The organism is Paraburkholderia sp. 2C (genome assembly GCF_054589215.1).
Genome location: NZ_BAAILL010000032.1, coordinates 118085 through 130618, shown reverse-complemented (window position 1 = coordinate 130618; position 12534 = coordinate 118085). Strand labels below are relative to the sequence as shown.

General features: G+C 63.4%; 11 protein-coding genes. 8 read left to right on the top strand and 3 right to left on the bottom strand.

What is annotated here, in order from left to right; translation table 11 throughout:
- Positions 1-24: 24 nt before the first annotated feature.
- The 3 genes from ACYPXD_RS08770 to ACYPXD_RS08760 are packed head-to-tail and all read right to left on the bottom strand — an operon-like array spanning position 25 to position 6011.
- Positions 25-1548 (bottom strand): efflux transporter outer membrane subunit, encoded by a 1524-nt coding sequence (locus ACYPXD_RS08770; RefSeq protein ID WP_459711406.1) that lies wholly within the window; start codon positions 1546-1548, stop codon positions 25-27.
- Between the two features lie 47 nt (positions 1549-1595).
- On the bottom strand, positions 1596-4742 hold the full coding sequence (locus ACYPXD_RS08765) for an efflux RND transporter permease subunit (protein WP_459709813.1): 3147 nt from the start codon (positions 4740-4742) through the stop codon (positions 1596-1598).
- Between the two features lie 18 nt (positions 4743-4760).
- Positions 4761-6011, bottom strand: a complete 1251-nt coding sequence (locus ACYPXD_RS08760; protein WP_459709811.1) for an efflux RND transporter periplasmic adaptor subunit — start codon at positions 6009-6011, stop codon at positions 4761-4763.
- A 555-nt stretch (positions 6012-6566) separates the two neighbouring features.
- Between ACYPXD_RS08760 and ACYPXD_RS08755 the strand changes: the two genes are divergently transcribed.
- From ACYPXD_RS08755 to ACYPXD_RS08720, 8 genes are all read left to right on the top strand, one after another.
- Positions 6567-6986: a VOC family protein gene (locus tag ACYPXD_RS08755; RefSeq protein WP_459709809.1), complete on the top strand. Its 420-nt coding sequence runs from the start codon at positions 6567-6569 to the stop codon at positions 6984-6986.
- Between the two features lies 1 nt (position 6987).
- Positions 6988-7896, top strand: a complete 909-nt coding sequence (locus tag ACYPXD_RS08750) for an RNA polymerase sigma-70 factor (RefSeq protein ID WP_459709807.1) — start codon at positions 6988-6990, stop codon at positions 7894-7896.
- A gap of 306 nt (positions 7897-8202) precedes the next feature.
- Positions 8203-8682, top strand: a complete 480-nt coding sequence (locus ACYPXD_RS08745) for a carboxymuconolactone decarboxylase family protein (protein ID WP_459709803.1) — start codon at positions 8203-8205, stop codon at positions 8680-8682.
- 82 nt (positions 8683-8764) lie between these two features.
- Complete coding sequence (locus tag ACYPXD_RS08740) at positions 8765-9169, top strand: cupin domain-containing protein (protein WP_459709801.1); 405 nt, start codon at positions 8765-8767, stop codon at positions 9167-9169.
- Between the two features lie 107 nt (positions 9170-9276).
- A complete protein-coding gene (locus ACYPXD_RS08735; protein WP_459709799.1) occupies positions 9277-10317 on the top strand; it encodes a LysR family transcriptional regulator in 1041 nt (346 codons plus the stop codon).
- A gap of 53 nt (positions 10318-10370) precedes the next feature.
- Positions 10371-10781, top strand: a complete 411-nt coding sequence (locus ACYPXD_RS08730) for a DUF3331 domain-containing protein (RefSeq protein ID WP_459709797.1) — start codon at positions 10371-10373, stop codon at positions 10779-10781.
- Positions 10782-11118: 337 nt separating this feature from the next.
- Entirely contained in the window at positions 11119-12078 is a 960-nt protein-coding gene (locus tag ACYPXD_RS08725) for an NADP-dependent oxidoreductase (RefSeq protein ID WP_459709795.1), read from the top strand.
- Positions 12079-12265: 187 nt separating this feature from the next.
- A complete protein-coding gene (locus tag ACYPXD_RS08720) occupies positions 12266-12529 on the top strand; it encodes a hypothetical protein (RefSeq protein ID WP_459709793.1) in 264 nt (87 codons plus the stop codon).
- Positions 12530-12534: the final 5 nt, after the last annotated feature.

Below are 12534 nucleotides of genomic sequence, written 5' to 3'. Positions count from 1 at the left end.
CTAAAGCATGGCGTGCCTCGATCGTCAGTGCGCGGGGTCGGCCTTTTTAGTGCCGTCGCCGCTTGCCAGCTGCGGCACCGCATCGACTTTCCAGCCACCGCCGAGCGCACGGAACGTCGTCACGGCCGCGCGTGCCGCATCGGCTCGCGTGCCGTCGAGATCGTCGCGTGCGAACAGCAATTCGCGGTCGGCATCGAGCACATCGGTCAACGTAATCGCGCCGGCCTTGTAGGCGCGCTCGGAAAGATCGCGCGACTTCGTCAGCGCCGCGACCTCGTCTTCGAGTTCGTGACGGCGCGCTTCGGTCTGCGTCAGCGACGTCAACGCGTTTTCGACGTCTTCCGCCGCTTTCAGCACCGTTTGACGATACTGCGCCAGCGCTTGCGCATTCGCGCCGCGCGCGTCGGCCACCTCGGCGTCGACCTTGCCGAAGTCGAACAGGCGCCAGCGCAAACCGCCCGTTACCGCGGGCTGGAATGCGCGCGCCGTGAACAGATCGCCTGACGTAATGCTGTCGACGCCCAGCAACCCGGAGATCGAGATCTTCGGGTAGTAGTCGGAAAGCGCCGCGCCGATCCGTTCATTCGATGCCGCGAGCCGGCGTTCCGCGGCGATCACGTCGGGCCGGCGGCGCAGCACGTCGAGCGGCTGGCTGCTGTCGTCGATCGACGGAATGCCGGGAATCTCGCTGGGCTGGGACAGTTCCTTCGCATAGGTGCCGGGCTGCGCGCCCATCAGCACGTCGAGGCGGTTCAGCTGCGCTTCGAGCTGGATACGCAGCGTGGGCACGATCGTTCTGGCCTGCTTCAGCAACGCGTCGGCCTGCGCGATTTCGCGTTCGGTCGCGGCGCCCGCGCGGCGCCGCACACGCACCAGTTCGAGCAGACGCGTATCGGTGTCGATCTGGTCCTGCGCGACCGCGAGGCGTGCCTGGAAGCCGCGAATCTGCATATACGCATCGGCGGCGTCGGCCGCCACGGTCACACGCGTGCCGAGCTGTTCCGCCTCCGCCGCTTGCGCCTCGTTTCGCGCGGCCGCCGCGTCGCGCCGCAAGCCGCCGAACAGATCGATTTCCCAGCTGGCCGCGGCGGCGACCGTGTACTCGCGCTGATCGCGCGAATAACCGGGGAACGTCTTCGCGACCGAACCGAACGGGCTCACGGTGCTTTGATGTTCGATCGACGCTGCCGCGTCGAGGTCGACGGTGGGCAGCAGCTGCGCGCCTGCAGCCGACGCGGCCGCGCGCGCCTGCTGCACACGGGCGAACGACGCCGCCAGATCGAGGTTCTGCGCAAGCGCTCGCTGGACAATCGTGACAAGCATCGGATCGTTGAAGCCGGTCCACCAGGTATCGAGCGGCGGGGCGGCGCTTTTCGCCTGCTGATCGGTCTCGATCCTGTTGTGGAACGGCGCGAGGTTGTCCGCCGGCTTCACATAGTCCGGTCCGACGGCGCAGCCCGCTAGCGCCGCGGCGAGTATCAGCGCAGGCGCGATGCCGCCGATGCGGCGCAGCCGGAAGCGCGCCGGCGAAGTGGATTCCGAGCCCATCGTTTCCAAAGCACGCGACGGCCTCGCATCAAAGAAGTCGATAGCCATCACGTGCGCTCCTTGCGGCCGAATTTGCGGATAAAGACATAAAACGCCGGGGTAAACAGCAAGCCGAAACCGGTCACGCCGAGCATGCCGAACAGCACGGCGGTGCCGAGCGATTGCCGCATTTCGGCGCCCGCGCCGGTGGCCACCGCAAGCGGCGCGACGCCGAGAATAAACGCGAATGACGTCATCAGAATCGGACGCAAGCGTGTACGTGCCGCGTGCACGGCAGCGTTGACCGCCGTGTCGCCTTCGTCCTGCTTCTGCCGCGCGAACTCGACGATCAGAATCGCGTTCTTCGCCGCCAGACCGACCAGCACGACGAAGCCGATCTGCGCGAGGATATCGATCGGCATGCCGCGAATCGCAAGGCCCGTCACCGACGCGAGAATGCACATCGGCACGATCAGCACGATCGAAAGCGGCAGTTTCCAGCTCTCGTATTGCGCGACGAGCACGAGGAACACGAACAGCGCAGCGGCGCCGAATACGAGCAGCGTCGGCGTGCCGCGCTGTTGCTGCTGGTAGGCGAGCTCGGTCCATTCGAAGCCGATGCCTTGCGGCAGCACCTGATGCGCGAGCTCTTCCATGCGGTGCAATGCCGTGCCGGTCGCCACGCCCGGTGCGGCCACGCCTTGCACTTCCGCGGCGGGGTACAGGTTGTAGCGCGGCACGCGGTACGGAATCGTGCGCGTTTCCATCTTCGCGACCGTGCCGATCGGCACCATTTCGCCCGCCTGGTTGCGCGCCTTCAGCCGCGTGATGTCCGGGGCGTCGCGCCGGTACTGGCCGTCGCCCTGCACGATCACCTCATACGTGCGGCCCAGATAGTTGAAGTCGTTCACATACTGCGAGCCGAGATACACCTGCAATGTGGAGAACACGTCGGTCGGCGTGAGGCCGACTTTTTCCGCCTTCACGCGGTCGATATCCGCGAATACCGAAGGCGAGCCGGCGTTGAACAGCGTGAATACGCCGGCAAAATCGGGGTCTTTGTTCGCCGCCGTGACGAGGTCCTTTGCCGCATGCACGAGTGCGTCGGGACCGAGGCCCGCGCGGTCTTCGAGCATCATCTTGAAGCCGCCCGCGTTGCCGATGCCCTGCACGGGCGGCGGCGGAATCGTCAGCACGTAGGCGTCCTTGATGACCGACAGGCGCTTGCGCAGATCCGCGAGCACCTTGTCCGCGGTCAGGCCCGGGATCTCGTGGTTGTACAGCGACGGCAAACCGGAAAAGATCGTTCCCGAATTCGAGGCGACCGTCAGCGTCGTTGCATCGAGGCCGACGAACGGTGCGACGTGCTCGATACCGCGCGTCGACAGGATGATGTCCGTCGCGCTGCGCACCACCTGCTCGGTACGCTCGAGCGATGCGCCCGGCGGCAATTGCACGACGGTAATCAGATAGCCCTGATCCTGCTCCGGAATAAAGCCGGTTGGCGTGTGCGCAAACTCGAGCGCCGCGACGCCGATCAGCGCGACGTAAATCGCGAGCATCACCGTCAAGCCGCGAACGAGACGGCGCGTGAGTTTGCCGTAGCCGAACGACAACCTTTCAAAGCCATGATTGAAGCGTGTAAAGCCCGCTTGCATCAGCCTCGAAGCGAAGTTGCCGCGGTGCTCGCCTTCGCTTCCATGCGGCGCATGCTGCCTGAACAGCACCGCGCACAGGGCCGGGCTCAACGTCAGCGAAACGAAGCACGAAATCACCGTCGATGCCGCGATGGTTACCGCAAACTGCCGGAAGAACAACCCCGAAATACCGCTCAGGAACGCGGACGGAACGAACACCGCGCAAAGCGTCAGCGCGATCGACAGCAACGCGCCGCCTACTTCGTCCATGGTGCGGTGCGCGGCTTCCGTTGGCGACATGCCCGCATGCATATTGCGCTCGACGTTTTCGACGACCACGATCGCATCGTCGACCACGATACCCACCGCCAGCACAAGGCCGAATAGCGAGAGGTTATTCAGTGAAATGCCAAACGTGGCGAGCACAATGAACGAACCGAGCAACGAAACCGGAATCGCGACCACCGGGATGATCGTCGCGCGCCAGTTCTGCAGGAACACGAACACCACGCCGACCACGAGCAGAATCGCGACGAAAATCGTGATCACCACTTCGTGCACCGATTTGCCGATGAAGATGGTCGGGTCGTAGATGATCCTGTACTCGACACCCGGCGGGAAATCCTTGCTGAGGCCGCGCATCGTCGACAGCACTGCTTCCTCGACCGCGAGCGAATTCGCGCCCGGTTCCGCGTAGATCAGCATCGTGGCCGCCTGGTTGCGGTCCATGAACGCGGTCGAGCCGTAGTCGGCCGCGCCCACTTCGACCCGGCCGATATCGCGGATACGCGTCACGCGCCCCTGCGGATCCGCCTTCACGACGATGTCGCCGAATTCGTCGGGGGTCGACAGGCGGCCGAGCGCTTCGACGTTGATCTGATAGGCCGCATCGCTTTTCGTCGGCGGCTGGTTCAGCACGCCGGCCGACACCTGCAGATTCTGCGCGCGCAGTGCGGAGAGCACTTCGCTTGCGGTCAGATTGCTTGCGGCGACCTTGTCCGGGTCGACCCAGATACGCATCGCGTACTCGCGGCCGCCGATGAACTGCACGTCGCCGACGCCTTGCAGGCGCGCGAGTTCATCCTTTACGTGCAGCGTCGCGTAGTTCGACAGATACAGCGTGTCGCGTGTCTTGTCGGGCGAATCGAGGTGCACGGCGAGCAGAATGCTCGGTGTCGATTTTCTGACCTGCACGCCTAGCCGCTGCACATCGTCGGGCAGGCGCGGCAGCGCATCCTGCACGCGATTCTGCGTGAGCATCTGCGCAACGTTCAGATCGGTGCCGATGCGAAACGTGACGGTGACGGTCAGCTTGCCGTCGCCGGTCGACTGGCTGCTCATATAGAGCATGTTTTCGACACCGTTGATCTGCTGCTCAAGCGGTGTTGCGACCGTTCGCGCAATCGTCTCGGCCGAGGCGCCCGGGTAAGTCGTCGTGACCTGCACGGTGGGCGGCACGATCTCCGGATACTGCGCGACCGGCAACACAAACATTGCGCCTAAGCCGATCAAGGTCAGGAAGGCGCTGACCACCGTCGCAAAGCGCGGGCGGTCGATAAAGAAATGGGCAATACGCATGGCTTCGTCCGGTCCTGGTCAGTCCTGCTTGGCCGTATAACGAAGCGTGCCGTCACGCGTCGCCACTTTAGCGCCGGGCGCAGCGAAGGGCAGTCCGTCGACGATCACGCGGTCATCGGCGCTCAAGCCCGAGCGGATCACGCGCAGACCGCCGCGCATATCGCCGACCTGCACCTGCTTCGGCACGACGGTGCCGTCCGCGCCGACCGTCAGCACGATGTGCTCCGACTGATCGGGCAGCACCGACGCGTCGGGGATCAGCAGTGTCGGTACCGGCCGCGCGACGGCGAGGCGCACCCGCGAGAATTCGCCGGGCGTGAGACGCAGGTCCGGATTCGCCACCGTTGCTCGCGCGTGAATAGTGCCGCTCGAGCGATCGAGCACGTTATCGACGAAGTCGAGCGTGCCTTGCCGCGTCAACACGGTGTCGTTGCCATTGCCTGACGTCAGCTCGACCTTGTTCGCAAGCGGGCTTCTCAAATCGCTGCGGTAGTGCGAAAACGTCTGGTAATCGGCCTCGCTCATGTCGAAATCGAGGTAGATCGGATCGAGCGACACAATGGTTGCCAATAGCGTGGTCGGGCTCGTCGCGGCGCGGCTGCCGGCTATCAGGTTGCCGATCGAAACGAGGTGCCGGCCGATGCGGCCCGCAAACGGCGCGGTGATCCGGCAATGATCGAGGTCGAAGCGCGCATCGCGAATCTGCGCCTGCGCGTCGTCGATCGCGGCCTGCGCACCGTTCAGGTCGGACGTGCGTTGCTGCACGTTTTCGACCGTGCCGGCGTCGTTGCGCTCGAGTTCCTGGGCGCGGCGCAGCTCCTGGTCTGCGAGCACTCGCTTCGCCGTCGCATTCTCGAGTTGAGCCTTGGCCTGGGCGAGCTTGATCTCGTACGGGACCGGGTCGATCGAGAACAGCAGATCGCCCTTATGAACGATGTCGCCGTCCTTGAAGTAGATGCCGGTAAGCGTGCCGCCGACCTGGGCGCGCAACTCAACCTGATCGACCGCTGAGAATTGCCCGAGAAAGCCGAGGCGCGTATCGAGGTTCTCGACGAGCGGCTTGCTCACCGTCACTTGCGGCGCCGCCGCGGGCTTCGCATTCGCAGCCAGCGCTTTGCTCTCGCGGTGCTGGTAAAACCACCAGCCGCCGCCGATCACGGCCATTACGACGAGCACCCCAGCCCAGCCCTTGAGCGGCGATCGTTTGCGCGTGCGCAGCGTATCGCGCTCTTTGACTTGACCGTCTTGCAGTTCCGTTTCGGTATCCACTTGCAGGCATCCCAGACTTGTTTGATGTGCGATATGAAATCGTGTTTCTTATAGATGTTGAATACACTCTAAGGCGGTAAAAGATTGCATGCGTAATCTAAATGGTCAAGTCAAAACTGATTGAGATTGCCGATGACGCCGGTCGCGAGCCGCGGGGACGCCGGCCCGGCTTGTGTTTGCGCGATTGTTAAGGCGTGTCGGTAAGTGAATTCATGCACGCCAGGTAGATCGGCGAAGGGCGATGCGCTAATCTTTGCCTCGCAGCAGAAGGACGGCTCCCTCCATACCTCGGCCTTTTGTTGTTGCGTTTGTTTGTCGCTTTGTAGACTACGCACGAGCCTTGCTCGTGCGTTTTTTTTGGGGCGCTTTCCTGCCGGTTTGAAGCGTGGACGCCTTGCGGAGCGCGGGTTGCGGCGCGATTTCCCCCGAATGCGAGCAAATCGGGCTATCCTGAGCATTGTTTCCTAAAGTCGAACGCTCGTTGTCGCGCCCCCCGATGCGCGTGCCCCCATTCGAACAATTCGAAGGCGTCGACTAGCCCTCGCAGGAGCCGTCATGCTTGCCCTGGAAGTCGTTTCGCTGCCGGTTGCCGATGTCGACCGTGCGCTTGCGTTCTATACGCAGAAGGTCGGTTTCAAATTGGACGTCGACTACCATCCCACGCCCACGTTCCGGGTTGTCCAGCTTACGCCGCCGGGCTCGTCGTGTTCGGTGCAACTGCTGACGGCCGATTCCGCGGCACGCGTACGTCACCTGTATCTGGTCACGACCGATCTCGCGGCCGAGCGCGCCGCGCTGGTCGCGCGCGGTGTGGCGGTCGGCGAGTTCCGGCACAAGGCGCCGATCGATGCATGGGAGGGCGGCTTTAGCGCCGGGCTCGATGCGAAGCGTCGCGATTACGCGAGCTTCGCCGACTTCGAAGACCCGGACGGCAATACGTGGACGCTACAGGAGCGCGGTTACCGTGCGCCCTGATATGGAAGAGGGCCTTCACGTCTTTAACCAGCTTCGCCCGCGCTTGCAGAAAATGGCGTACCGGATGCTCGGATCGGTCGCCGAAGCCGAAGATATCGTGCAGGAGGTCTGGCTGCGCTGGTATGCGGCCGCCCACGACACAATCGACAATCCTGAGGCATGGCTCGTTGCCGTGACGACGCGCATGTCGATCGATCGCTTGCGTGCGGCGAAGATCCAGCGCGAACACTATGTGGGTATTTGGCTGCCCGAACCGCTTCTGACCGAATCGCCGGCTACACCCGAGGAAGTCAAGGAACGCGCGGACGATGTGTCCGTTGCTTTTCTTTTGCTGCTCGAGCGGCTTACACCCGAGGCGCGCGCGGCATTTCTGCTGCGCGAGGTGCTCGATGCAGACTATGACGAAGTGGCCGAAGTGATCGGCAAGACGGAAGCCGCGTGCCGGCAACTCGTGAGCCGCGCAAAAGCGCAACTGCGCGACGAACGGCCCCGTTACGAGGTATCGCGCGAAGCCCATCGGCGTTTGCTGCAGAGCTTTACGCTGGCAGTCGAGCGCGGCGACTTCGCCGGCATCCATGCGTTGCTTGCGGACGAAGCGATGCTGTGCGGCGACGGCGGCGGCAAGGCGACGAGCTTTGCGAAGCCGATGCTCGGCGGCAGGCGCATTGCGCAGCTCTTTTACGCGTCGTCGCTGCGTTACCAGGGCGAAAATCGCTTCAGGCTTGTCGAGCTCGGTGGCGAATGGGCACTCTTGCGCTACCTCGACGGTCAGCTCGAATCGGCGATGTCGTTCGAAACGGACGGCAACCAGGTGGTCCGCATCCTCGTTCAGCGCAATCCCGACAAGCTCGCGCGCATTGCAAAAGCGCATGGAACGCCACCGGACCGCTTTGCCGCGTCTCGGGCCTAGGCTCGCCGCGCGGCAGGCGATCAAGCGTTAGCCGGTGCGTACGTGGCCTTGACCTGGACTTTGTCTGGTCTCCGAGTCATACCCGAGTCATACCCGATTCATACGAGATCAATGCCCGATTGATGTCCGATTGATGTCCGACCGGTACCTGATTGGTGCCCCAGGGGCAACGCCGTGAGTCCAATCGTCTATCTACCGGCGGGCGCTCCACATACCTACCATGCCCTCTTCGGTCCTCCGCCGCGTGTCATGCGCGCGGCGCGCACGGACCTATCGATGCACATTTCTTCATCGTGAGGGTAGGCTATGTCCCAACGCATCAACTATATTCAACAATCTCCAGAGCTTTTCAAGAAGTACCTCGATTTCAGCATGCAGCTGAACGATAGCGGCATCGAGCAGGCGATTCTCGACCTCGTTTCGCTGCGCGCGTCGCAAATGAACGGCTGCGGCTTTTGCTGCGATATGCACGTGAAGGAAGCGCGCATTCACGGCGAGCGCGAACTGCGGCTCCATCACGTCGCGATCTGGCGCGAGTCGACGCTTTTCTCGCCGCGCGAGCGCGCCGCGCTTGCATGGACCGAGGTGCTGACGAAGCTGCCGGAGCATGGCGTGCCCGACGAGATCTACGAACGCGTGCGCAGCCAGTTCTCCGAGAAAGAGTTGTCGGATCTGACTTATGCAGTGATGGCCATCAACGGCTGGAACCGCGTGAACGTCGCGTTCAGGACCGTGCCCGGTTCGTCGGACAAGGCATACGGTCTCGACAAGGCGAATCTCGCCTGAGCGCCGGGGCGCGCGTTTTCTTCCGTTATCCTGTTGTTGTCGCGGGCCCGCGGTTGCGGGCCGCATCCTTTGGGAGCGCATCATGTTCCGCTCGAAAGTCAATGCGATGACTTGGGTCACCCTCGTCGCACTGTCGGCGGGCGCCGCACACGCGGCGCCCGAGGCAATCGTCACCCCGCTGATGACGCAGCCGCTGCCCGACTATCCAGGCAAGGAGGCGCTCATGATCATGGTCGAATACCCGCCCGGTTCGGTCGATCCCGTCCACCGTCACAATGCGCACGCGTTCGTCTATGTGCTGGAAGGGACGATCGAGATGCAATTGAAGGGCGGCAAGCAGGTGACGCTCAAGCCCGGTCAGACCTTCTACGAAGGACCGAACGACGTTCATACCGTGGGACGCAATGCGAGCCAGACGCAGCCCGCGAAGTTTATCGTGCTGCTGCTGAAGGACAAGGGCGCACCGGTTCTCGTGCCCGAGAAGTAGCGCCGGGCCTGCATCGACCGATGCCCGGCGAAAAATAACAGCGGCCGTGTCACAAACGGCCGCGCTCATCCGTCTAGTCGGGTGTGGACCCAACTATTCGCGCATCCATGTCAGACTACGCCCTCCGCCGATCCGTTAGCGGCGCCGACGATCCGTTTGCCAGTAGTTTCGCAACCAGCTATGCCGGCGTCGTATCTTTTCTTGCCGTTGCCGATGAAGGAAGTTTTGCCAGAGCAGGGGATCGCCTCGGCATCGGGCGCTCATCGGTGAGCCGCAATGTACAAAAGCTCGAGGCGCAGCTCGATACGCGCCTCTTCCTTCGCACGACACGCAGCACGTCGCTGACGCGCGAGGGCGAGCTCTTCTACGAAAACTGCCGGCCTGGCGTCGAGCGCATCGTACAGGCACTCGACGAGATGCGCGAGTTGCGCAACGGTCCGCCGCGCGGGCAACTGCGCATCTGCTCGACGCCCGCGTTCGGCCGCAGGATCGTGGCGCCGCTCCTGCGCGGATTCCACGCACAATTTCCGGGCATCACGCTCGAGCTGCTGCTCAACGACCGTCTTTCGGACTTCACCGGCGATCGCATCGACGTGTCGTTTCGCGATGGGCGCATGGAAGACAGCGAAATCGTCGCGCGGCAGCTGATACCGATGCAGATGCTCGTATGCGCATCGCGCGACTATGCGCGTTCACACGGCTTGCCGCGCGAAGTCGACGACCTGGCCAAACACGGCTGCATCAACTTCCGGACCGCATCGGGCCGCGTCAGGGAGTGGGAGTTCAAGGTCGGCGGGATCGCGCTGCGGCGCCTGCCTGTTGCGCGCCATACGTTCAACGATGCGGACCTGATGCTGCAATCGGTGCTCGACGGGCAGGGCATGGCGCAACTGCCCGCTTATCAGGTGTGCGATCTGCTTCGCGAAGGGCGCCTTGTCAGCTGTCTGGCGCAGTATGTGCCGGACGACGGCGGCCACTATATCTGTTACCTGAGCCGCAAGCATCTGCCCGCGAGAATACGTGTGTTCGTCGACTACATGATCGAACATACGAGAAGGCTCGACCTCGATTGCCTGACCACCATGCCCATGCATCGGCAAACGGTCGCCGATGCATCCGATGACGAGAGAATGATCGATGCAGCTTGAGCAACCCCATCGGCACTTTCCATTCCCGCGTGCTTAGCTTGACGGGCAATGAAATGAAACGCATCGACCCCTGGTCGCACATTATCAAAGGCTTGCGCGGCCATCGCGCCGACATCGGGCGCGCGATTCGCAAGGCATCCTTTGCATCGCGCGATTACGACGACCCGCTGCCCGGCGCCATGGCGAACGTCGTATCGATCCGTCGCATCGAACGGCAGACTGAATCGACCCTGCTCGTTTCGTGGAGCGACCCGACACTTGGCCGATATCAGGACCAGACGTGGCGTGCAGGCTTTGCACGCGCGGCGGGCGTGTGCGGTTTGACCGGCATGCCGGTGCGTCGCGGCGACCCTGTGTTCAGACCCGTCATTCGCGGCGGCTTCCGGCCGTTAAACGCATTCGACATGATTCTCGCGGATACGGTGCTGCTCGCGAATGTGCGCATGGCCGATCCATTTGCTTAGCGCATAACCCGTCACACTTGCTGGCATGCCAGCATCCGCGCAGGACCTGATCTGTCTGCCCTGTGCTGTGAGGATCGGGCAAGCAGCAGGGTTCATTCCCGATGCCGACAGTCGCAAGGGAACATCGCTTGCGTGCCTGCGCTTAGCGCATAACCCGTCACACTTGCTGGCATGCCAGCATCCGCGCAGGACCTGATCTGTCTGCCCTGTGCTGTGAGGATCGGGCAAGCAGCAGGGTTCATTCCCGATGCCGACAGTCGCAAGGGAACATCGCTTGCGTGCCTGCGTAAAGATCGGCGCGCATCGATGCGGCCGTCAAACTCAGGCAGGAGCACACATGACCGAATCGCCATCCGCATCCACATCCGCTTCCACCATGCACGCGTATCGCATCCACCGCTTCGGCGCGGATGCCGTGCAACTCGACTCGGTACCGATTCCCGAGCCCGGCGCGAACGAAGTGCTGGTGCAAGTGCTCGCCGCGGGCGTCAATCCCGTCGACGTAAAAACGCGCGATGGCCGCTACCCGGCCATCCACAAAGATGCGCTGCCCTTCACGCTCGGACGCGATGTGGCGGGCAAAGTCATGCGCGTCGGACGCGATGCGGTGCAGTGGCGCGCCGATCAGCACGTGTACGCGTTCGTCGGTCAAGGGCAGGGGGCGTTCGCGGACTTCGTCGTGGTGGACGGCGCCGCGCTTGCCGAGCCGCCGCATTCCATCGACATCGCCACGGCCGGCGCGGTGCCGCTTGCCGCACTGACCGCATGGCAAGGCATCTTCGATCGGGGGCTGCTTGAGAAAGGCGACCGTGTGCTCGTGCATGCGGCGGCGGGCGGCGTCGGTCATCTGGCCGTGCAGTTCGCGCGCGAGAGGGGCGCCGAAGTCTACGCGACCGCATCGGGCGACGGCATCGACTTCGTCCGTTCGCTTGGCATCGATCATGTGATCGACCATCGGAGCCAGCGCTTCGAAGAGGTCGTGCGCGAGGTGGACCTCGTGTTCGACCTGATCGGCGGCGAGACGCAGACGCGTTCGTGGTCGGTCGTCAAGCGCGGCGGTGCGCTTGTTTCGACCCTGACGGAGCCCTCGCAAACCGAAGCCGCCGCGCGCGGCGCGCGAGGCGTGCGCTACACCGCGCGGCCGGACGGCGCGCAACTCGCTTCGATTGCCGCCCTGATCGATAAAGGCTGCGTGAAAGTGCGGGTGGCCGAACAGTTCGCGTTCGACGACCTGAAACAGGCGTTCGCGCGGCTCGAAGCCGGCCACGTGCGCGGGAAACTGGTCGTACGCGTGTAGCGAGGTCGAAGACGATTGAAGCTGCGGCGGCAGCCGGCGAACGCGGCAGGCTTGCGCAATCTGTCGCCCGTCCGAAACGCGCGCGATACGTACAAACCGCGACAGATCATCCTGGCATAGCCTTGCTCGTGTCGGCACATCGCACGCGATTGCACACGAATGGCATCGTCATCGAAGGTCGGGAAGTATGTTTCGACGCTATGAATACAAGGGCTTTGTCGTCAGCATCGCAGTGGAAACGACTTGCCGCGAACAACTGCGCACACCCTATACGCAACGCTTCCTCGCGACCGTACAGGTCGCGAACAGGAGCGCGGCCATTCCGTTGACGGCTCCGCTGCATCTGGCAGGCAGAACCGGAGAGGATTTCCGCAGCGAGGCCGACGCGCTGATGGGCGGTTATGCAGCCGGCCAGCGGCTGATCGACGAAATACTGCGCGTCCCTCACTGACTGCC